23 protein-coding genes are annotated in these 23,383 nt (G+C 35.9%); 4 read left to right on the top strand and 19 right to left on the bottom strand.

Features of this window, described 5'->3' with window-relative positions; translation table 11 throughout:
* Positions 1 to 5 precede the first annotated feature (5 nt).
* The 13 genes from QXK50_01200 to QXK50_01140 form a co-directional block, all read right to left on the bottom strand.
* Positions 6 to 599 (bottom strand): hypothetical protein, encoded by a 594-nt coding sequence (locus QXK50_01200; GenBank protein ID MEM2007780.1) that lies wholly within the window; start codon positions 597 to 599, stop codon positions 6 to 8.
* A 6-nt stretch (positions 600 to 605) separates the two neighbouring features.
* On the bottom strand, positions 606 to 1,880 hold the full coding sequence (locus tag QXK50_01195; protein MEM2007779.1) for an ATP-binding cassette domain-containing protein: 1,275 nt from the start codon (positions 1,878 to 1,880) through the stop codon (positions 606 to 608).
* On the bottom strand, positions 1,873 to 2,490 hold the full coding sequence (locus tag QXK50_01190) for a biotin transporter BioY (GenBank protein ID MEM2007778.1): 618 nt from the start codon (positions 2,488 to 2,490) through the stop codon (positions 1,873 to 1,875). The genes QXK50_01195 and QXK50_01190 overlap by 8 nt, the downstream gene beginning before the upstream one ends.
* 418 nt (positions 2,491 to 2,908) lie before the next feature.
* Positions 2,909 to 3,052: a hypothetical protein gene (locus QXK50_01185; GenBank protein MEM2007777.1), complete on the bottom strand. Its 144-nt coding sequence runs from the start codon at positions 3,050 to 3,052 to the stop codon at positions 2,909 to 2,911.
* Between the two features lie 182 nt (positions 3,053 to 3,234).
* Positions 3,235 to 4,197 (bottom strand): hypothetical protein, encoded by a 963-nt coding sequence (locus QXK50_01180; protein ID MEM2007776.1) that lies wholly within the window; start codon positions 4,195 to 4,197, stop codon positions 3,235 to 3,237.
* A 24-nt stretch (positions 4,198 to 4,221) separates the two neighbouring features.
* A complete protein-coding gene (locus tag QXK50_01175; GenBank protein ID MEM2007775.1) occupies positions 4,222 to 5,370 on the bottom strand; it encodes a hypothetical protein in 1,149 nt (382 codons plus the stop codon).
* A gap of 9 nt (positions 5,371 to 5,379) precedes the next feature.
* Positions 5,380 to 6,429 (bottom strand): SPFH domain-containing protein, encoded by a 1,050-nt coding sequence (locus tag QXK50_01170; protein ID MEM2007774.1) that lies wholly within the window; start codon positions 6,427 to 6,429, stop codon positions 5,380 to 5,382.
* 55 nt (positions 6,430 to 6,484) lie between these two features.
* The gene (locus tag QXK50_01165; GenBank protein MEM2007773.1) at positions 6,485 to 6,982 is read right to left on the bottom strand and encodes a hypothetical protein; all 498 of its coding nucleotides are present in this window, start codon (positions 6,980 to 6,982) and stop codon (positions 6,485 to 6,487) included.
* 56 nt (positions 6,983 to 7,038) lie between these two features.
* On the bottom strand, positions 7,039 to 7,389 hold the full coding sequence (locus tag QXK50_01160; protein MEM2007772.1) for a hypothetical protein: 351 nt from the start codon (positions 7,387 to 7,389) through the stop codon (positions 7,039 to 7,041).
* Positions 7,390 to 7,449: 60 nt separating this feature from the next.
* Entirely contained in the window at positions 7,450 to 7,734 is a 285-nt protein-coding gene (locus QXK50_01155) for a hypothetical protein (GenBank protein ID MEM2007771.1), read from the bottom strand.
* A gap of 169 nt (positions 7,735 to 7,903) precedes the next feature.
* The gene (locus QXK50_01150; protein MEM2007770.1) at positions 7,904 to 10,552 is read right to left on the bottom strand and encodes a hypothetical protein; all 2,649 of its coding nucleotides are present in this window, start codon (positions 10,550 to 10,552) and stop codon (positions 7,904 to 7,906) included.
* Positions 10,536 to 11,024 (bottom strand): hypothetical protein, encoded by a 489-nt coding sequence (locus QXK50_01145; GenBank protein ID MEM2007769.1) that lies wholly within the window; start codon positions 11,022 to 11,024, stop codon positions 10,536 to 10,538. Before QXK50_01145 ends, QXK50_01150 begins: the two co-directional genes overlap by 17 nt.
* 1,118 nt (positions 11,025 to 12,142) lie before the next feature.
* On the bottom strand, positions 12,143 to 12,283 hold the full coding sequence (locus tag QXK50_01140; protein MEM2007768.1) for a hypothetical protein: 141 nt from the start codon (positions 12,281 to 12,283) through the stop codon (positions 12,143 to 12,145).
* A gap of 360 nt (positions 12,284 to 12,643) precedes the next feature.
* On the opposite strand from QXK50_01140, the gene QXK50_01135 reads away from it, so the two are divergent.
* Positions 12,644 to 13,399, top strand: coding sequence for a DUF3782 domain-containing protein (locus tag QXK50_01135; protein ID MEM2007767.1), 756 nt, complete (start codon positions 12,644 to 12,646; stop codon positions 13,397 to 13,399).
* A gap of 370 nt (positions 13,400 to 13,769) precedes the next feature.
* On the top strand, positions 13,770 to 14,468 hold the full coding sequence (locus QXK50_01130) for an FmdE family protein (GenBank protein MEM2007766.1): 699 nt from the start codon (positions 13,770 to 13,772) through the stop codon (positions 14,466 to 14,468).
* Between the two features lie 7 nt (positions 14,469 to 14,475).
* Here QXK50_01130 and QXK50_01125 read toward each other — a convergent pair whose 3' ends face one another.
* From QXK50_01125 to QXK50_01115, 3 genes are read right to left on the bottom strand one after another with little or no spacing between them, the layout of a single operon-like run.
* Positions 14,476 to 15,237, bottom strand: coding sequence for an ABC transporter ATP-binding protein (locus QXK50_01125; protein MEM2007765.1), 762 nt, complete (start codon positions 15,235 to 15,237; stop codon positions 14,476 to 14,478).
* On the bottom strand, positions 15,209 to 16,294 hold the full coding sequence (locus QXK50_01120; protein ID MEM2007764.1) for an iron ABC transporter permease: 1,086 nt from the start codon (positions 16,292 to 16,294) through the stop codon (positions 15,209 to 15,211). Before QXK50_01120 ends, QXK50_01125 begins: the two co-directional genes overlap by 29 nt.
* The gene (locus QXK50_01115) at positions 16,281 to 17,441 is read right to left on the bottom strand and encodes an ABC transporter substrate-binding protein (protein MEM2007763.1); all 1,161 of its coding nucleotides are present in this window, start codon (positions 17,439 to 17,441) and stop codon (positions 16,281 to 16,283) included. Before QXK50_01115 ends, QXK50_01120 begins: the two co-directional genes overlap by 14 nt.
* A gap of 166 nt (positions 17,442 to 17,607) precedes the next feature.
* Here QXK50_01115 and glmS point away from each other — a divergent pair, with 166 nt between their 5' ends.
* Together glmS and QXK50_01105 are read left to right on the top strand one after the other, a co-directional pair.
* Positions 17,608 to 19,452 carry a glutamine--fructose-6-phosphate transaminase (isomerizing) gene (gene glmS, locus QXK50_01110; GenBank protein MEM2007762.1) on the top strand — a complete coding sequence of 615 codons (1,845 nt, stop codon included), beginning with the start codon at positions 17,608 to 17,610 and terminating at the stop codon, positions 19,450 to 19,452.
* 12 nt (positions 19,453 to 19,464) lie between these two features.
* Positions 19,465 to 20,625 carry a sugar phosphate nucleotidyltransferase gene (locus QXK50_01105; protein MEM2007761.1) on the top strand — a complete coding sequence of 387 codons (1,161 nt, stop codon included), beginning with the start codon at positions 19,465 to 19,467 and terminating at the stop codon, positions 20,623 to 20,625.
* 222 nt (positions 20,626 to 20,847) lie between these two features.
* Here the strand turns inward: QXK50_01105 and QXK50_01100 are convergent, their stop codons facing one another.
* From QXK50_01100 to QXK50_01090, 3 genes are all read right to left on the bottom strand, one after another.
* Positions 20,848 to 22,230, bottom strand: a complete 1,383-nt coding sequence (locus QXK50_01100) for an ATPase domain-containing protein (protein MEM2007760.1) — start codon at positions 22,228 to 22,230, stop codon at positions 20,848 to 20,850.
* A 99-nt stretch (positions 22,231 to 22,329) separates the two neighbouring features.
* Positions 22,330 to 22,560 (bottom strand): hypothetical protein, encoded by a 231-nt coding sequence (locus tag QXK50_01095; GenBank protein ID MEM2007759.1) that lies wholly within the window; start codon positions 22,558 to 22,560, stop codon positions 22,330 to 22,332.
* A 262-nt stretch (positions 22,561 to 22,822) separates the two neighbouring features.
* Complete coding sequence (locus tag QXK50_01090; GenBank protein ID MEM2007758.1) at positions 22,823 to 23,320, bottom strand: DUF123 domain-containing protein; 498 nt, start codon at positions 23,318 to 23,320, stop codon at positions 22,823 to 22,825.
* Positions 23,321 to 23,383 lie beyond the last annotated feature (63 nt).

Below are 23,383 nucleotides of genomic sequence, written 5' to 3'. Positions count from 1 at the left end.
CTACATTATGTAGATCTAGTAGCTTTAAAAATTCTGCATCTAGTCAATAGAGCTTCAATGCTCTGAAGAGCTACATACATAACGATAAATACGAATACTCTTACGGAGATAATGTAGAGCTTAATTTTATCTATATAGCTATCGATATTGAGATTAGTTTTGTAGACAGTATGTATATCTATCCATGTCTTTGAGAAACTCTTCATCATTTTTATCGATAGAGCTAGAGCTATACCTAATCTAGGCGATAATCTGTTGAAAAATATTATTAGATTTGGTATATCTATTGAATTCAACATAGTTAGAGATATAGCAGCTATAGTGCTAAACCTCAAAAGATTTATGAAACCTATCACCAAATCTATTTCACCAGTAACAATAAATTGGATAATCCATGCTATAGCTGTATAGATTGTGATCATAGGTATGATGTATCTAGCTAAAGCTATAGCTATCCTCATATCAAGTATCAGAGATGTTGATAACACGATCAAGAAAATCATTAAAGCTATATAGAGATCATCTACAAACATAACCGCTATAGATATAGATATTGTAGTTAGAAGAACTATACCTGGATTTTTAAACAAATTGAACAAACTATATCAACCGTCTTTATCATGTGACTCAATATCTATGAGCCTTCCTTCTTCTAGTAGATACACAGAATCAAATAGTCTTGCAAAATCGAGGTCATGAGTTGCTATAACGATTGAGGAGCCATTCTCTAGAAGAGTATTGATGATGTTCACAAATGTTTTCATGGATCTACAGTCCATTCCCAAGGTAGGTTCATCTATGATAATCAAGTTAGCTTTAGATACATAGGCTAATGCAAGTGAAAGCATTCTTGTTTCACCAATACTAAGGGAATATACGTCTCTATCCTGTTTATCGATTAGATTAAACATCTCTAGAACGTTATTGATAGATTCTCTAGATCTGTATCTCTTAGCTAAAGACTCTAGAACATTTTTTACAGATCCATTAGGAAACCAGTAGATAGGGTTCTGAGGAACTAGAAATATTCTTGTATCTCTCTCGATGCTTACTCTACCTCTACCCGGTTTGATTATCTTTGACAACACTTTTAGAAGAGTTGTTTTCCCAGAACCATTTCTCCCAACGATAGCTATAGCTTCACCTAGATTAATAGATAGAGATACGTCTCTAAGTATAGATTTTCCACTATACGATACCCATACATTCTCTATCTCTACAATAACCTTAGATCTCTGAAGAGTGATTATCGAAGGAAAACTACAGTAAGATCCTCTCGACCCATCTAGATCTATGATCTTGCTACAGAATTTCTTCAGAGTATCGAGCTTATGATCAGCAACAACTACTATAGCCTTTTCATCATTTACAAATCTCTCTATACCTCTGAATACTTCTCCTATACTCCACCAATCTATATGTGATGAAGGTTCATCGATTGCTATAAACTTGGCACCACTAAATAGAGCTGAATATAAGAGAAATCTATAGAGCTGACCATCAGATAGATGATCTATATCATTATCGAGATCTATATCATTACAGCAAGAACTATCTATTCCTAGTATAGCTAACTCTTCTCTAGGGGTAGAACCTATAAAGAAACTATATACATCTTGAGGAACATAAGCTACTAAACCTTTATGCAGTACCTCTACAGGTTTTAAACCAAAAATAGATATATTACCACAAACTCTGAATCCTCTATAAAGCTCTGGTATAATTCCTGTCAACACTTTTAGAAATGTGGATTTACCTGAACCTACAGAACCAGCAACACATACTAATTCACCTTCATTAATCTCTAGAGAAATCCCCCTAAGTATTTCTCTCCCTCTGATCTCTACAGAGAGATTCTCTATAGACACAACTTTACTCAATCTCTATACCTCTACTCTTTAGAAATTGAATCATCATCTTAGCCACACTTATAGCTATCACATGATCTATGAATATGTCCTGTGGAACAAATACAGCTATACTAGCTACTAAGAGGATAGCTAGAACATTACTAGAGATGCCAACTCCTTGTGCAACACCTGTAGCCCACATCAATAGCCTTTCGTTCCGTAAAGCATAGTGTGTAAATACTAGAAATCCGAGAACATATGTAGGAACTATAGCTATAGCAGAAAACAACAATATAACGATGTATTCCCTTAAACCGATTCCACCTAGATCTAACCCCTTTTTCGCTAAATATCTTCTGCATAGAATACTCATCAATGTCGCTGATATAGGGAACCCTGCTAGATATCCACCAGTATATCCTAAAATTACATGTAGACCTCCTCTAAATCCTGCTCCTAGAGGCAATCCTAAAGCTATAAGTAATAGATAGAGCAGTTGTGAAAACAAGGCATATCTAGGCGGTAACAATAAACCTGATAGAATTATTCCAATATTCTGCATAGTATATGGAACGGGACCTATATAAAAAACTGCTTGTGCAAGAATACCTGTTAAAACAGCTAAACATACACTATACACCAAATACACTAATTTAACGGTATATATAGACCTAAAGTAGCTAGCCATCATATCTTTAGTCTCCAGTGAAACCGTTTAATTAGAGATATAAAAGACTTTTGGACCAAAAATTAATTAATTTTTGTAACAGTTTCATATAAACCTGGCTACAGCGATTCTGTTTATGAATTTATCATGAGAGTTACACTTTATGGACACGCTATTCAATAATAACTGAGGTACTTTATCTAATGTAATTAAATATACTCTTCTTATGTCAATTCTCTATATAGATTTACCGAGTCTATATAATATCTCTCTTCTCTTTAGAAGTCCATCAAATCTTCCACTCTCTTCAATTGCACCTTCCTCTATAACTATAACCCTGTTGTACTCTCATGCCGTTGCAAGTCTATGGGCTATTATGATTCCCGTTCTACTAGCAATAAGTTTCTCTCCTAAATCTATTAATCTCTATACCATCATCATCTTCAATCTTTTTTTCGATAAGAATCTCATATATTCTCTCTAAAGATGCTAAAGCTGATTGAAGCGTTTCTTCAATAATAGATGTGAAAATCATCTATACCTATTCTAACATTCTTATGAGCAAGCCACATTTTCGTACCTATGTACTTAACTACCAAGAAGATAAGAGGTATAGTATTTGTTATTAGTAAAACTAGTTGTTTAGTCATAGCCAGCTATATTGCTAGGTTATATGGAAAATAAATCTGTAGCAATCTTAGGTTTAAGAAACAATATTCATCTTACTGGTGCAAACACTAGCTCTTCTCTCACTTTATACCTATATATTCCTACTGATCTCAGGAACTTCTGTAGAGCTACACCTAAGCCTGGTAAAGATGTCATTAATCCTCCAATGAGACCCGGTATAGGTGCACTTAAAGCTATTAACGAGATTACTGAGGCTATGGCTATAGCTATCCCAGATACACCTAGTCCCCCGATCAAGCCCTGCAGTCTCTTTCCGTAACTCATAGGGTACTCCAGATACAGAACAGTTCCATCCGCTGCATCTACTATTGATTTATATCTTCTGTCTCTATACCTATAGTTTATTAACCAGAAGGGGTAATGAGCTATACCCACATACCTAGAGTTATCGTTAACCTCATAACTTTCGCCACAGGATATTCTAGCTTCTTCAATAGCTTTATGTAGATATGGTTGTTTAACGTATTCAAACATCTGGTTAGGGTCTAGTGTTGGCTGAACATATGTACCTTCCTTTAGAACTGTTGGTTTAAAGTATCTACGTCCCCTGGCTGGAAAACTATAGTTTGAAGGTATAGCGATAGGTATGTTCTTGGTAGCTGGAGTAACTATGTAGGCCGTCTCTTCTCCTCCATGAATATCGATCTCTACTTTATCTTTATCGATACTCTCTTTTCCTTTACTGCATAGAGTCTTTACATTGATTTCATATAGATATAGCGGTATCAAGTACTGATACGATGATTCAAAAGAGGCATTAACTTCAAAATCTTCTGCTATACCGATCTGCATCAATGCAAACTCTTTTAAGTATCTGTAGGCACTATTTTTATCTAATAATGCTGAAAACATGTAGTGCTCTACTGTAGCATCAGGTTTATCTAATCTAAATGTAGTTCCACAATATGGACATGTGGCATATACAATTGTTGTAGGTACTGTATACTCAGCTTTACAGAATGAACATACAATTCTTTTAACATCTACCATTTACCAACACCTTAATCTATCTGTCTAGAATCTAGGTGTAGATAGCATTGAATCTACAAACTTTATAATCTTGTGAACTTCATTAGCACTAGAAGATTCTGAATACTTCTTCAACTCCTTAAGATTTACACCAATTAAGCTAGATTTAACTGGTGAAACAACTTTCTTCATACAGTACCACGATGCATATCCTCCAGCTATAATAAGTATTAAACCTATACCCAAACCTATCTCATCACCAGCTATAATCATAGGTATAGCTAATCCTCCACATAGTCCTGAACTTAATGATGCAGCAATGCTCCATATAATTCTATCAATTTTCTTCATAGGTCTTTCTAAGACTATTACATCTCCATTCCATCCACATACAACAGCTCTATAAACCTCACCTCTATATCTGTACATCAAGATGTGCATAGGTAGAAGTATAGGTGGTGATGATGCTGCCTTCACATTTCTAGGAGTTATTTTCTTCCATATTATTCTCGATCTAATTATACTTCCTCCTGATACTTTTCTTTCAGCTTCTTTCCTCATAACGTCTTCTATAGTCTTCCTCAAAACATCTAGATGACTATCTATAGCTATATCTAGAGCAATTTTTCTATCAACTTCAATAGATAGGACATTCCTCCATATACTTTTATCTAGTTCAGCATTAGCTAGAGGTACTGCATCAACTCTATTCATCATGTATCTATATGCCAGAGCTTTTACGGAGAGAACATTACTTCCTCTTCTACCTGGAACTGGTACAACATCTTTTGCAGGACCATATACACCTCTAACATGAACTCTACGGGTCTCTACCCAACATCTTGTTTGATTACCTACACTCCTACACTTTCTTATATCTACAGCAACTGTTCCGCTATACTCAGCTCCAGCAGATACATCAACGAAATAGATAGGTACTAGAACAACAGTAGTTCTCGATAGATTGCTTGGCGAAAATATTTCTCCAAGTCTCTCTCTAGATGCGAAGCCCCTTAACCTATCCAACACATCCTTATCTTTTAAAGGCTTAACCACTAGAACTTCTTCTTTAAGATCTTCTCTAATCCAGTTCAAGAACCCACAATAGCTACAAACTATAGCTATTGTTTCTGGAGAAACTTCTAAAGGTCCTCCACAATTTCTGCATCTAAATTCTACTTCACTAGTAGACAACTAAATCACCTAACCAAGTTTACTACCACATATGACACAGAAGTTTGCTTCTGCAGAAGCTACATGGCCATTAGGACACCATTTAATTTGTTTACCACAGAAAGGACAGAACCTTGCACCCGAAGGTAGAGGTCCTTGTCCACAGTGTGGACATCTAGCTACGTATGCCTGTTGTTGAGGAGCTGTAGCAACACCACCTACAGCAGCTACAGAAGGTTGTTGTGCTTGTGGTGGCGGTGGCTGTAGAGCCCATGGGATAGCAACTACACCTGCACCTATAGCTGCTCCACCTGCTTGTGTCTTCTCTATTGCTTCAGCAAACTTTCTAGCAGTTTCTTGTTGAACAAGATAAGCTGCTGAGGTTCCCTGTAGTATCCAGAACATCCTCTCTCTATATTCTGGAGGTACATCTATTCCTTCGAATTGCATATCCTCTAGCATAAGGCCAAGTTCATCAAATGCTTTTCTGAGGATCATTAGAGCTCTTTTACCAGCCTCTTCAGCCTTCATGTACAAGTCTCTTATGCTTGATTGACTTATGAATGACATTAGTTTTGTGAGGAAATAGCTCCTAATGTATTCATCTAATTCTTCTCGAGTGTACCTTTCATCAGGTCCAACAACTTTGTTTACAAATAGAACGGGATCAGCTACTCTATAGTAGTATACACCGTGAAAGCTCACGGGTATGAGCTCTACTGTCTGGCTTTTTCCACCGAATTTACCCTGCATCCTGTTGATATTGACATATATAACGATTGCCCTGAATATACTTTCTCCATAGAAGCCTTCAACAAGGCCTTGTAGGAACGGAACGTTTTGTGTATCGAGAACGTGTCTACCTGGTCCAAGCATTCCGTAGACCTTTCCATCCCTATAGAATATGACTCTCTCCCACTCTTTAACAACAACAGTAGAACCCCAAGGAATTACTTCTTCTGGATATCTCCAAACTATATCATTTGATGTAGCATCCTTCCATTCAATAAATTTGGGCTGAAAACCACTAGCTTTACTAGCGACCTTACCCAATCCTTTTCCGATCTTATTTATAACCAACTTTACACCCTAAGAAAATAACATTATCTATGTTATAAATCTTAATCACACAACTTTACATCCATCCTCTAACCAATTTTTCTCTCTCGATAAGCTGAACCCTTAAATCATCTAGAAGCTTCATGAGCTCTGGAGCTCTATCTCTAACAGGATTCCTATAGATTGTATCCTTCTTCAGCTGAGCTATATAATTCCTTATATTCTCGACATCATCTACAAGTGCCCCATCTATTTCTCTAATCTTGCTTAGATCTTCTTCCTGAATCTTAACTATATTGAAATGAGGTGCATATCCATGTTCAGCCCACCTAATTTTGTCTGCAATAGTTCTGAGATCCCTTAGAACAGTATCGTATATTTCTGCTGCTTTGAAATCATATTCCACTAGATTGGCTATAGCTTCTTCTAAATCTCTGATAGCTTCACTTAGTATCCTGACTAGATACTCTCTAACAAGTCTATCATCTTCTCTCAAATGTTCCTTCTTTCTATATCCGCGAAATCCCGGTAGAACATTTAAGAGCTTCTCTAATATCGCTTCTCTTCTAACCATGATAAACACCTAGGTGAAGATCTATAGACATTATCTCTAGGTCTATATATATGTATTTATGGTTGTAGAATCTGTAGAGAAGAGCCCGAAACTATATAGAGAATAGCTATACCTAAACCTATAAAGAATGTAGCTACACCAATCACCAACCCCATTAAGCTACCTAAAGATATAGATATAGAGATAACAAACATAATGAATCCCCATAAGAAATAGAATTTCCTTTCCTCAGCTACCTGTTCTCTACTTCCTCTAAATATGATCAGAAGACCTAGAGCAATAAAGTTTAGCGCTATAAGTAGTGGTAGAGAAATAAACCCATAGTAAATAGCTATAATATCCACTCCTAAAAGTATCAACAGAATACTGCTGAAGATAATGCTGAAGCGGCTCACTATTATCGACATAATATATCCACACAGTATAGAGTGTATCTATAATGAATTAAAAACCTTACCTAATATTGATCAACACATCGATTTGATTTTCTTTACCGCTTCTCCCCAGAAAGCTTTAGCAATAAAGTTAATAGGCTCTAAAACAACAATGATATTCTCATCGCTTGAGAGAATCTTCAGAGGTAGTTCTGAAACTATTTTACATCCTCCATGTCTTTTGAATAAATCCACCACACCTTCATAACCTTTACTGCTAGCTTCTTCAACTTCATTACATATCTCTTTAGAAGGAGACTCAACAACAACTCTAATGACTGCACCCATGTAGCTGTATTCAGTATCAGTACATATCAATAGATACACCAAACAAATCTAGGTATAGACAATATAAAAATCTTTTGTATTTCTTAAGTAATTTAACCATTACCAATGATGCGATAAGTAGATCATTTTATTGAACTAGGATAGACAATGAAGATAGATTATAGAGATGTTTACTATTCTACTCTTAGTGTTTTGAGATTCAAGATATAGCTACATTTTTCCTATAATCAATTCTAGAGATATCTATAGCTAGTAGACTACCTCTTTCAACTATCAACATATAGTTTCCATAGATTTCAGCTCTATCACAACATGATGCTGAGACATACGTAGTAGTATCAATCGGTATAGCTGTATGCACAATTCTGTTGCTAGCCACACTATATATATAGATAGACATATAGGATTGATGATTATTGAGAGCGTCTCTCCAAAAACCTCCTATAGGTATATAAACCCTATTGCTAGAACTATCTATAGCTAAACCGATTATTGTGTTAATCGCTATAGGCTTTAGCTTATCTAATCTCCAGGTATCTACATCATATCTAAGTAGCCATACAGCACCATTCTTATCTATACATGTAAAGTATACTGAATTTCTGTATACAGCTGAAGATGTATACATATAGAGTTCAAAATCGTTGGGAAGAGGTTGTAAATACTCATCAGTTGGATTATATACACATATTGTGTTGTTTCCACTGCCTGGTAGAACAATGAAGCCATCTTCAACTAACTCTATTCTTACACCTATGCCAGTAGCTTTACAGCTCTCTGTCACTTTATCAGTAGATATGAAGTTCCATAGATATATACCAGATCTATTGACTATGTATAAGACATGACTATCACTATCATAGGTTATCGCTGTCTCTCCATTAAACGTACTGCCAATAATATCAAATAGATAGCATACATTGATACTCTTCTTAATCAATATATCGTCAATTCTACAGAATGCAACCCTACTACTACCACCAATAGCTATAACGAGTGCCTCAAACAATATATCTGTATAAAAGCCATAGATATAGAGATCCAGATACTCTATAGTGAGATTAAATGGATCTCTAGATGAAGCATACACTACCACATTATTACTCCTACCCACAAAATCTATGGGTAGCACATAGTTATCACAGAAGTATACTCCACTACTACTATGTATAAGTTCACGATTGTTAAACACTATAGATATATTCACAGTAGTGTTTGTATGGATGCAGAAGTATAGTCTAGCATTCAATGGTTTAACAAGATTATTCACAATTATTTCATCGCTAAATTCAGCTGTATAATTGCCGTAGATATATTGGAGTTGATATATATCACCACCAATAATAGCATCGAAAGCAATATAACTTGCAATCTGGTTGCCTCTAGAGTCATACACATATATCTTCCCATTACTACCTCTACCAACAACAACATCTGTAACAACATCTACATTAACTGTACTTGATGTTGCTACAACACTTCTCACTAGATTGTTTAAATCATCCCAAATCTCTATACGATAATTAACCATAACGTTCTGGAACACTATGTACCTAGGATCTCTAGTCGTAATCAGAAAATCATCGAAATATGCTATCACGTTATCTACATCTACACCTATATATGCTAGTGTAAATCTTCTCCTACTAGTTGATGCTGATACCGCAGTAATGAGTGTTCCTTGTGAATTGTAGAGTCTTGCCATTATGTTTACAGCTGTTGTAGTAACTGTATAATTTACAACTATAATGTACCATGATGTTGTAGAGTACCCTGGAATAGTAGCACTAGCCAGGGTATACCATCCATTTCTTGATTCTACATTAAAACTTCGTATCTCGATTCTTCCTGCTGTATTTATCTCTATAGTATAGAGTCTATTTCTCGCATTGTTTATCATCGCTACTCCATACCATCCTGTTCCACTTACCCATCTAGTTTTTGCTACAATCCATAGACGTGTATATCCAGATAAACTAGTTGTGTAATAGTATTGTGAGGCAGCACCAATACCTTGGTTGTTATCGTTTCCCTGTAGCACTCCTCCTTTTGCTCCTACTACATTCTCTACGGAGCTCCAGATACCACCTCTGCTATCCCATCCTGTTAGAGGATATGTCTCGAAATCTGTATACGTTACAGCTCCTCTGCTCACAAGGTTTATCAATACTCGTGGTTGTTGTGTTGCATTAGATACGATTGGATATGTATTGTTTGTTATCCCTTTTCTCTCCACAGGTATTGATACATTACCTAACCATGTTGTTGTCCCTATCCATTCTCCATAGGTTTGTAGCGGTAACTCAATTATATGGATTTTCTGTTCTTCATTGACTCTTCTTGACACTATTACTGTCTTTATTGGTGAAGCTTCTACAGCTATCGACACAGTTATCGGTTCTTTCTGCATCTTTATAGTTATCATTGTTTCTGTAGCTGGTGGTAAAGCTAGTGGTAGAACTAGATCTAATATACGTGCTGTGTCATTTTCGTTACCTATGTACAGTATCTGCACTACTGCTGATGCTAGTGTTTTGTTTACTCTCGATATGGTTGTATAGCTACTGTCGCTGAATACCATAGCTATTGCTGTTACCAATACTGCTCTAGAAGCTCTATTCTCTATGAATATAGTTACATGTGTTCCATTGTAGTCCCATAAAGCATTGAGTGTCTCTAGAACTTTTTTCGATTCTTCTGCAGAAGATATAGAGTTTATAGTGTAGTTAGCTACTTCTACGAACTTCTGCAGAATGGTTATATAGAATGCTGTAAACATTATCATTATCGTCAGCAGTACTGCTGCACCTATTATAGCTGATATACCTCTCCTATATCTTGGTAACATAGACTGTTTTCTCACCTCCTTCATAAACAATCTTGATTATTGCTCGAGAAGTTGTTGAGGGTGTAATGCATATCGATTTGAATGTTATGTAGTACGGTATCTGTATATAGCTAGATCCATCTAGTGTGTATGTATTGTTGTATCCATCGATATGTACCGTACATTGTGTATAGAGGGTATCGTTTATATGTATAGCGTAGAGCATTACAGGTTTAGAGCCTGTGGAACCAATTACAACTATCTTTCCAGAGCTATCTATAAGAGATGCGAGAATAGCTATATCTCCACCTCTACCTCTAGTACCTTCAGCAACTGCTACAAGTCTGCTATAATAACTGTCAATGATGTAGTAACTATAGGCAAAGATACCTACACCAGCAGCTAATGTGATTATAGCTATAGTTAGTGTAGCAACATACTCACTAACACCATACCAATACTTCAGAGTTCTACACCTATATAGTTTGCTCATTTTCTAGCAGGTTATTAGATTAACTTTCTTCAAGCAGTCTCTAGAAATATCTCTAGAATTGAGCTCTCTAAATAGCTTCTGTTATACTATTTCTACAGTCAGTCTCCACCACATTTTCAATAGATAGATTATTGACTACACATATAGTGTGTAAATCCTGAGGCATAAAATATTTGCTGTTCTACTAATGATAGTATTATCACTAACCTCATCTTAAACACTAAGAACTTATTATCCGATAAATTTCTGCAACTATTATCTTCATACATTGTTCTTCATGAACATAGATAGATTGTTTCAATATTATTTAGCGACTCTAAATTAGAGGAGAAGGAAGGTCTGGATCTATTCAACAAAACCTTGTAGCATCAAATATCTCTAATACCTTATTCTTGAAGTGTTCTACAATCTTTCTATCTAGAGATAGAGAATCATTTAGTTAATTACTGAGCACATCTAGCAACATATCATAAGTTGCTTACAGCAAAGATACAGATCTTCTAACATACACTAAGCAAATCATGAGTAGCCACTTTAACAAGCGATACTTTACCATCTTCTAACACCAAGATATTGTTAATGCATGAGGTGAATCATCTCTTCTTAATTGTACCGAAACTTGTCTCTATAAAGAGTTCTTCAAGTTTCTCGGTAAATCTATCGAGAAATACCATAACCATACACATCTTCTGCAGCAACACACATCTATAATGACATTGATGTTGATAGATTTTACAGATACTGATTCAAATATCAAGATGGTTAGAAACATATAATTTCTTGATGTAGGTTGTTATTCTATGTTAAATGTATCAAAGCAAATGTTCTATAAAAACCCTAGTTTCAATTACTAGATGTACTAGTTCTAGAAATAATCTATGTAGCTTGATATAGAGGTTCTATAGATGAATCTAAGAAACATCAGTATACATCTAAGGCTAGATAACTAGTACTGAACTAAAGAATAACTTTATAACCGAAATAGCTAAAACCAAACAGGCTATAGAATATAACTGGAAGCACTATCCAGTTATAATTCTCAGCATCTTTCTTAAGTACAGGTGTAAGGTATTGCTACTGTGATAAATTTAATAATGGTTTCTGTTGCTATATATCTCTCAACAATTTGCAGTTAAACTGATTTTGTATGTACTCATTAACCTCTGGATAAATGTTGTAGATATAACGTTAACTCTTGATGAAGCTACTATACTAATTTTGAGGATAATGTAGTTAGGCGACAGATATCTTTCATTCATATCTTTCCGACCAACATCTATCATTTTAACAAAAGCCCTAGACCTTATGACCACCTTAAGTATGCTACACACTTCTCTGTAATTGTCCGAGAACTTGCTCTCTATTCCTAATAACATTAACTATAGTGTTTACTGTATATAAAAGACTCAGATCTCACGACATTAGAGTAGCATTTCCAGTAACAATTACATAGAGGTTATAGCTAGTAGACAGCTAATCAATAGTAATGCTAGAACTCTCGATATGGAATCTGATAGAGTCTAGTTACCAGGTTATAATGCAATTATCAACAAAATTGGATAGAGAGATCTACACACTTTATAAAGTATCTTACGTATTATTGGTATAGGCGAAAGTAAGTGGCTAGCGATATAAGATTGAGTGAACTAAAGCATGAAGTATTAAGACTCCTCAAAGAGGATGAGGAATTTAGATATGCTATAGCAGGATTGATTGGTTTAAGTACAGTTATAGATGAGTTGAAAAGCCTAAAAGAGATCATTATTGAGCACATTAAAGCTATTAGAGAACTACAAAAAACAGTAGCAGAACACGGCAAAGCAATAAGAGAACTACAAGAAGCAATAGCTAGACAAGGCGAAGCAATAAAAGAACTACAAAAAACAGTAGCAGAACACGGCAAAGCAATAAGAGAACTACAAGAAGCAATAGCTAGACAAGGCGAAGCAATAAAAGAACTACAAGAGGAGATGATAAGACTCAGAGCATCAGTATATGCAATTGGCAATAGATATGGTGTTGTAACTGAGGAAGCGTTTAGGTCTGCTATAAGTTATCTGGTTGGAGATCTTCTCAAAGGGTATCGTGTTGAGAGATGGGTTTACTATGATAATAGGGGTATTGTTTATGGGGTTTCATCACTTATAGAAGTGGATGTTCTAATTAGAGATAAGGAACATGTATTAGTTGAATATAAAGCTCATGTAGATAGAGGTGATATTAGCGAATTTGAGCGAGTAGCTAAACTCTACGAAGAAGTTGTTGGAATAAAGCCGAAGAAGTTGGTTGTAGGTGCCTCTGTAACCGAAAGAGCTATAGAATTGGCTAGAAGTCTTGAAATCGAGATAAGAGCAGGAAGTATCTATAGAAGATAGGTATAAAGGATGCTACATAATATCGATCACACGAATAGTCCACTATAATAGAGTATATATTGAGCCTCTACCTCTTTCTATGTACTTACATCTGCATCTTAATCCGTGTTCCTCTATAATGTATGGTTGGGAAGACCTACAGTATTATTCGTGCTCCATAGAATGGGCATCGTATCGTATTAAATAGTATTATATTGAATAGATGTGTTAGTGTTTAGTTATTGACTATACTTGATATAACAATGAAGTTATGTTGTATATAAATATGATTATATAGATATTGAGTTCATATAGAGGAGCATTTTGTACTGAATAACGTTAGAAAGAGTTTATATACTGGTGCACTTTATCTAGTTATCTGGTGCTCATCATGGTATCTAAAGAGCTTATAGAGAAGGCTAGAGAACTACATGGACATATATGTCCTTTCCTGATTCTGGGACTCAGGATGTCTGAAATAGCTATGAGTAAACTTGGTATTAGTAAGGCTAGTGCTATTGATACAGTTGAAGAAAAAGTTGTAGCTATTGTTGAAGTAAATAACTGTCTTGTTGATGGTGTACAAGTGGCTACGGGATGTAGTTTTGGGAACAATTCCTTGATATACCTCGACTTGGGCAAGAATGCATTAACTCTATTCAAGAGGGGAAACAGGAGAGGTGTTAGAGTATATATAGATTCTGAAAAACTTAGAGCTAAATACTTTTCCGAGAAAGCAGTAAAGCTGTTTGAGAAAGTTGTTGTTGAGAGAAAAGCTACATCTGAAGAAACAGAAGAGTTGAGGAGGATATGGGAAGAGATAGGCTATAGAATGGCTGATCTACCAGAAGAAGAATTTCTCGTACAAACTGTAGAGATAGTTGAAGAAGTAGAGAGAGCACCTATATTCAGAAGTTTGAGATGCTCGAAATGCGGTGAACTTGTTGCTGAACCAAGAAGTATTAGAATAGGTGATAAAGTTCTATGTCTAGTATGTGCTGGTGAAGCCATTAACGCTGTTATCGGTAGGGGTATAATGAAGATAGAGAAAGTACCATACAGAATTATTGTTGATACATACACACAGTAAATAATGTTTAGCCAATCACTATAGCCTTGATATCTCTAAAGACCTTGGCCCTAACTTCAAAAACCTTTTCTATATTTTCTTCCGTGAGTATCTCCTCTGGATGACCTATAGCAACTATCTCGCTATTTTTAATCATGATAACTTTATCTGAAAATCTATAGGCATGGCTAAGATCATGTATAGCCATAATAACAGCGATACCATTCTCAAGCGAGAGCTTCTTGATGAGACTCAGTACCTCTAGCTGGTATCTTGGATCTAGATTAGCTGTTGGTTCATCTAGTAGAAGTATCTTGGGTTCTGATGCAAGTGCTCTAGCTATAACCACCCTCTGTAGCTCACCTCCACTAAGTTGATTAAGTTTCCTTAGCATTAGGTGTTCAGCATTTACAGCTCTTAAAGCGTTTACAGCTCTATCTACATCCATCTTGCTGTAGCTGAATTCTGCATAAGGTCTTCTACCTGTTAAAACAAAATCAATCACAGTCATATATGTTCCTAAGTCTATTTTCTGAGGAACGTATGCCACAACTTTAGCTAATTCACGCTGAACATAGCTCTCGGTATTTCTACCATCTATATATATAGATCCTCTGATTGGCTTAAGTATTCTATCTATTGTTTTCAATAGAGTTGTTTTACCACTACCATTAGGACCTACAACAGTCACTACCTCTCTAGGCATAACCTCTAGCGATATATTGTTTAAAGCTCTATGAGAGCCATAGTTTACGCATACATCAATAACCTTTATGATAGCTATATCCACCACCTCTAAACAGTAAGAATATCAATAGAGGTGTTCCTATGAATGAAAGCACAATACCTATAGGGAGAGTTCGTGGAAAGAGAATAACTCTAGAAACTATATCAGCTCCTACAGCAAGTATAGAACCTATAAGCATTGAAGATGGTATGAGGTATTTATGCGAATTACCTATAATAGATCTAGCTATATGTGGAGCAACTAGACATAAAAAGGCTAGTATGCCTACAAAAGATATAGCGAAAGCTGTACCTAGTGCAGCTATAAACATAGCAATGAATCTTAGTCTCTTAGGGTTAGTGCCTGAAGCATATGCAACTTCATCACTGAGAGAGATCAGGTCTAGATCTAGATGCATAAACATGTATAATAAAGTTATGGGTATAAAGCCTACAGCTAATATTAGTAGCTCTAAGTTTCCTACTCTACTTAGATCACCAAACATCCAGAAAACTATTGTGGCTATCTGAAGCTCATTTAGAACTAGGTACTGTAGAATGGCTAAGATAGATTGATATATAAATGACATGGCTATAGACGATAGAACTAAAGCGTAAGGTGATAGACCAGCTCTATAGGCTAGAAAGAGCACTAAGATACTCTGTATTGAAGCAAATATAAAGGCTGAAAATGGAAGTATATAGGGATTCGATATAGCGGTAAACCATGTATAGAATCTGCCTCCATAACCTATCGTAAGAGATACTGCTACACCTAGAGCAGCTGCATGAGAAATCCCTAATGTGAATGGCGAAGCTAGAGGATTTTTGAAAACCGCTTGCGAAACTACACCTCCACCAGCTAAAAGAGCACCTACGATAATACCTACAAAAGTTCTACGCATACGTAGCCAAAGAGCTATATATTCATCTTCTGGTAGCTTATGACCTAAAGAAACTCTCACAACATCTAGAAAGGTTACACGATATAGACCTATCGAAGAAGCTATGGGTATGAGTATGAGTAGAAGTATGAAAAGCACTAAAATAATCAAAGATCTATACGAAAAAAGTTTTGTACTTATTTCTAGAGCCATATCCACACCTTTAACTACATTCAAACAGATCACTAAGATTGCTAAAGCCTCTCCCAAAACCTTCTAAAAACATTCTGTAAATCTCTTTGCCTAGAAAAGTTTTGTAGATTTCATCAGCTTTTTGCTCAGGATCTATATCACTAAATCTCTCGGGATACAGAGTCTTACCAATGTAGTACGCATCAGCTAATGCTGTAGCTACATTAGTGTGGTAATAATTGTATGGAAGTATAGAGTACACCCTTCCATTCTTAAATGCATTCAAGCTACAGAACTTCTGGCGATCTTTATTGAAATCGTTTAACACAACATCGAGATTATTCAGATCTATGAATACTACATCGGGTTGCTTCTGCAGTATATACTCAAAGTCTAGAGATATAAAGCCACGTCTATTGTCCAGGGAATCAACTATAGATGGTGTATCTATGAGTGTTAGAGGTGGGAATGCTATTTGGGATGATGTAAATGGCTGTCTACCTTTATAGGATACTGCACCTACATAAACAGTTGGTTTAGGCATTATACCGATAACTCTGTTCCTTAAGTCGATAACTATTTGATCTATATAGCTACACAACTCTTTAGCTCTATCCTCTCTATTGAGTATTTTACCCAAAAACCTTAAGGTAGATTTGAAGGCATCTATATCTAGGTAACCTGCTTCACCATAATCTATCACAACAACTGGTGCACCAACTTCTTCAGCAAGTCTATCAGGATTATATAGCTCCACATATGCTCTAGACATGAGAACCAAGTCGGGTTTAACAGCTCTTATTTTCTCTGGGTCTGGGGGATTCCGAGGACCTCCTGGACCTACTACAGATAGATTAACAAATATATCTCCATAAGCCATAGCATAATCTCTTCCAATCCTACTCCACTGATGCTCTGCTTCTTCAACACCTACGACAAGATCTACAGCATCTAGATAAGCCACAAGTCTAAGTACTCCAGGGCCTATGGCTACAATCCTACTGATACCTGTTTTAATGGTAACGTTTCTTCCAACAAAATCTACAATAGATATATAGTTTTCTTCAAGCCTCTCTTTAGCTGTACCTACAGCAAAATATCTAGCTATAAACACTACTGTCAATAGTGATATTGCTATAAGTAGCACTATAACTGTGAGTTTAATCAAATTATTGTGTTTATCGAGCTTCATTAATATGCACCAGATACATATGAAAGGTGCACTAGAGGGGTATAAAACTTTATGTAGCAATATCGTGTAGATTAAGATAGGTTAAGCTATGGTTAATGTAAGTATATTATTGTGTGTATTCTTAACTATGGTATAGCTAATGTGTTGTAATGCATTGGTGAAGAGCTTGTGCGGTATTATCGGTATAGTTTGTGGCTCTCGAGGCACTGAAGTTTTCGGTAAACAGCTTGGTTTAGTTATAAGGGATTCTCTTCTCAGTCTAGAGTATAGAGGTTATGATTCAGTTGGATTTGCCATAGTAGTTGATAATGGGAGGATTATTGTTAGAAAGAGTAAAGGAAAGATTCTAGATGTTGAGGCGAAGCTGGGTTTCATAGATTATGATGGTTCTACAGCTATAGGGCATACTCGATGGGCTACACATGGAGAGCCTAGTGATTTTAATGCTCATCCTCATACAGACTGTAGCAATACTATAGCTGTAGTCCATAACGGAATCATAAGCAACTATAGTGAACTAAAAAAGAAGCTGCTTGAGAAGGGACACATATTTATTAGTGAGACAGATAGTGAAGTCGTTCCCCATCTAGTTGAAGAATTCGTTAGAAATGGTTTTACAGTTCTTGAAGCTGTTAAGCAATTGGTAAAGATTCTCAAAGGGACATACGCACTACTGGTTATCACCTCTATTGATCCTCACAAAATATACTTCATCAAGAATGTATCTCCACTTGTTATAGGTGTAGGAGATAGAGCTATCTTTATTGCGAGTGATATACCTGCTTTTCTAAGGTATACGAATAGGATTATCGTGCTAAATGATGGAGATTTCGGCTATATATCGCCTACAAATATATATATAGAGAATATTGATAGAGGTGCTATAGATTGGAGAAATAGAGTGAGAGTAATAGATTGGACTCCAGATATGGCTATGAAGGAAGGGTACCCTCATTTCATGCTTAAAGAAATTCATGAGCAACCCATAGCTCTTAAGAACACTCTCTTTAGTATTGTTGATGAAGTTGAGGAAGTTTCTAGACTATTGATTAATGCAGATAGAGTATTTTTAACTGGGTGTGGAACATCTTTTCATGCTGCTTTAGCAGGAGAATATATGTTGAATATTCTTTGCGGAATTAACACAACTACCTTTATATCTTCTGAATACATTAGGTTTAAGAAGATCTTTAGGGAAGGAGATATACTTGTAGCTGTTAGTCAATCTGGTGAAACAATAGATACGTTAATGGCTATAAGAGAGGCAAAGAAGAGAGGAGCTAGAGTTATAGCTATATCCAATGTTATTGATAGTGCTATACCTAGAGAATCTGATATCGCTATATACACTAGAGCTGGTCCAGAAATAGGTGTTGCAGCAACAAAAACATTTACATCCCAGCTTCTAGTATTCATAACTATAGCTGTTAAGTTGGCTAAGCTTTTGGGATCTGAAATAATGTCAACAATAGAGAGTATCGAGAGAGAACTTTCTGAATTACCATCGATATCGAGAAACATTATAAATATCTATGAACCACGAATAAAGAAGTTTAGCGAGAAATTGAAAGAGCATGGAAATGCTTTTTATCTTGGTAGAGGTATAGGTGTACCCATATCTATGGAGGGTGCACTCAAGCTTAAAGAAATAGCCTACATACATGCAGAAGCATATCCTGCTGGAGAAAGCAAACACGGACCCATAGCTCTTATTGAAGAAGGATTTCCTGTTTTCTTTACAGTACTTAATGATGAATATAGAGAACTTATTCTAGGAAATATAGAAGAGATGAAGGCAAGAAAAGCATTGACTATAGGCTTGGTACCAAAAGGATATGAAGAAGCTAAAAAGAGACTTGATATCGTTTTCGAGCTACCCAGGTTATCAATTTATACAGCATCAATAGTATATACTATTCCGTATCAGCTTATAGCCTACTATACAGCTATTGGAAAAGGTCTTAACCCAGATAAACCTAGGAATCTCGCAAAAACTGTCACAGTCGAATAAAACGGTGTGTCTATGGCTATAGACATACCTGTTGTAATTCTTGCTGGTGGTATTGGGGAAAGAATAAAGATCTTGACTAGCGGTAAACCTAAGACACTCCTTAGTCTTGTTGGTAAACATATTGTTGAATATGTTCTCAACAACTTAGTTGGTATTGGTATTAGACATGTATATATGGTTATAAACAACCCAAAGGATTTTGAGGATATAGCTGTCAAATATGGTAGATATCTAGAGATAGAGCTTATTCAGCAAAAGAAGCCTGACATAGAGGGAGCAATAATTTCTGCAAAAGATTCTATTCATAGAGACTTTGTTCTCCTCTACGGCGATATAATAGCGCCAAGAGATATGTATCAAGAACTCTTCTCCACATATATCGAAAACCGCTATAGCGTTGTTCTCATACCCGAAGAAGATGTAGAGAGCTATGGTACAGCAGTTCTAGACGAATCAGGATCTATAGAGAGATTTATAGAGAAACCTATACATGGATACCAGAGTCTCTATGTTGTTGGTGGTGCATATATACTGCCGAAAGAGTTCATAGAATATGTAGAGAGTTATGGAAATGTTACAGAAGCTCTAAACACTATAAACAATAGATATAGGCTAAAACCATGTATATGGAGTGGATGGTGGATAGATGTAGAGTATCCATGGGATCTACTGAGAGCTTCTCTATACATACTTCAGCAGATAGATAGATCATCCATAAGTAGTAACGCTAAGATATCACCTAATGCAGTTATTGAAGGTCCCGTAATCATTGAAGATGATGTCGAGATAGATCATTACGCTATCATTAAGGGACCTGTATATATAGGTAGAAAAACATATGTGGGTAGCCATAGCCTTGTGAGAAGCTATGTCTCAATAGAGGGAGACACAACTATAGGCTCCTATACAGAGATTGTGTGGAGCTCTATACAGAAAAACACAACTATAGGGAGTAGATCATACATAGGTTTCTCAGTTATAGGATTCAATAGTGTTATAGAGCCTGGAGTAATAACGTTAAACATAGTTCCAGAAGAAGTAAAAATAGCGAGAAGCTTCAAGATCACTAGAAGAGGAAGAGAATATGTTAAAATCGGAGCAGTAATAGGTGCAGGTACACGCATTAATGCATATAGAGTACTTAAACCTGGTGAAGAAGTTTCAAAACTATAGAGCTGGTGTGTTCTGTATTGAAGTACGCAAACGTGTTAATGATTCCATATCGATAATAACGGACCTTTGCAATATAGTTATGTTTCCTATTAACCAGTTTCCAAAGTTCTAGAAATTTCAGAATCTATGTATAGAGATGGTACACACCATTACAGCCGTTACATCTATCCATAGATTACAACATATCGATGATTTTCAAAACATCTCTACATTCACTCTCTATTATTTAGAGTTACAAGATATTGATTTAGAGAATTCCTTAAGATAGTTCTCCACATCAACTCTGTAGATCTTTGGATCTAACCCTCTCTTAAACAGGTAAATGTAGGGAACAATAACATCGGATTTTTTAATATAGAGTAAGCGTATAATTGTGTCGGAAAGTTTTGCAAACATTCTTGTTGTTTCTTTAGATAAATCAGATAACATTAAGAACGTTACTACACCCATCTTCTTTAAATAGAGAATTAGATTCGCCAAAAGGCTGAAGAATCTATAGGGATTCTCGTCTATAATTGGTTTAAGCATCTCTAGACCATGGATAGTGAGTATATCTGGTTTATAGCTATCCACAAGATCGAGCTTACCCATAAGCAGTTCTTCTAACGAGAACGTATATGGATTCACAGCATCAAAAACTATACGCTTTCTACAGAATTCTTCAATAACGTTAGAGGATAATCCAAATCTAGTCATGTTTTTCAAGATAGCGTTCTGTAGCTCATCAACACTATACTTATAGCTCATGAAGAGAAGCTTAAGGTTGTTCGCTATAGCTATATCAAATACAAGTATCAAAGGATATAGAGTATCAATATAGGGAGACATTATAGTGAGTATCACCTCTCCTGAACATACTTCTTCAAATACATTCGTTAACACAGGACTCAAGAAATGATAACACTTCTTAGGTACTGTTATCTCCTTCAGAACAGGTGGAACAAATATCCGAAGCCCTCTACCTTCAACTATTTGAAAAGGAAATAGCGCCATCCTTATAGGTGCACCTCTAGCCTTTCTAATCTCCATATATCTAACAAGTCTATCAACAGATATTCTATGTTTAAGTATAAGGATAATATCAGCTACAAACTCTATACCCCCTAGAGAGAGTTTTTCTTCACCAAAAGGAAGTTCTGCAACAAGAATAGATAGACACTCAATAAATCTTGGTAACTGGTAGAAGTAATTCTGTAGCCATGCACGTCTATCTGGATCAGAAACGTATGTGAACAATACATTAACAGAGTCTACAACTATTACCGAAGGTTTAAGATCATGTATAGATCTATCTATGACCTCAACGATCTCCTCAATCCCTTTAACTACAGGAAACCAGAGATACTTCAACATGTTTTGTTTCTCTTGCTCTTCTAGATCTATACCTAGTTTCTTCATAGTTCTATAGAGTTTTTCTCTAGGTTCTTGGAAAGAAATGTAGAGACATTTATGACCTTTTAACGTGTTGGCGTAGCATATTGTTGATGCAAGTGTTGTTTTACCTGAACCAGGATGACCAGCAACAACAACCATAGAGCCAGGGTAAGGCGTATCAGCTAGAACATCGTCAAGCTCTTTAACACCAAAAACATAACTGTTACTCATAAACTAGTACCTTTTGCCTATCACTACTTTAGGCAAACCATGTTTTATAAAGTTTTGTGATACATAGCTATTATTCTTTGTTTAAATACATTGTTCTATTTATTCTAGAAATCTCTTGACGGATCTAGCAACATTTATGTCTACAAATAGTGTCGGTACTCTACATACCTTAATTAGTAGAACATTAGCTATATACCTACTTATACCATGAATCTTTACTAGTTCTCTAAATCTACCTGGAGCTCTCCCACCATACCTCTCGATAACAATATATACAGAATCCCTAATCCTTCTAGCTCCATGGAGAAGACCAAGCTTTTTGAAGAACATCTAGACATCAGTACATCGGCTTTTACATAAGGCTTCTGGTATAGGAAAACTCTCAATAAATTCTCTATACACCTTTTCAACAGCTTCTGATCTTGTTCTAATCAGCATGTATTTAGCTACAAGAACTCTATACCAATCTCTGTACTTTCTCCACTCATATCTTCTACCATGTCTATGGAACCACGATACCAGAAGCTCTAACCTAATCTAGATCTCTAGAGACTACAGCATTTCCCTACAGCCTAAGGCTCAGAATCATCCTCTACCTCTCTAGTCTAGGACTATGATTATTGAACTGTAATACACATGGTCTTAGACCTATTGATATATACATCTCCGTGAGTTCATCTAGACATTTACTAAAGCTACATAAACACCTAAACAGATGTGTAGAGCTTCTCTTATCTGTTGAACCGAATCTAGGTACAGCTATAGACCAGCAACTAGATCTCTCTAGAAAGTTGGCAAGCATATACTCTAGATCTCTTACAGTTTCTGCATATACAATACTTACAATTTCTACCGCCTTTAAGCTAGTTATGTAGTCTATATGCCACCACAGTCTCTTCTTAACTCTATCTATATGGTGTTTAACTCTAGCCTCAATACCTCCAAAACCTCTAGCAGAACCTATATAGCTATACATACCGCTATCAATACATATATATCCAAGAGAACCAACAGTAGTGCAGAAATCTATAGAAACATTAATGAGTAGTGTATATACCCCAGGTACCCTCATGTTGCTACACTTATCCAAAACCTCTCCCTACATATAACATCATTACTTAGGGCAGCAATAATTATTCTGTTAAGTGTCTCT

It is taken from the genome of Ignisphaera sp., assembly GCA_038831005.1.
GTDB lineage: Archaea > Thermoproteota > Thermoprotei_A > Sulfolobales > Ignisphaeraceae > Ignisphaera.
This window is presented reverse-complemented; position numbering and strand designations above follow the sequence as displayed.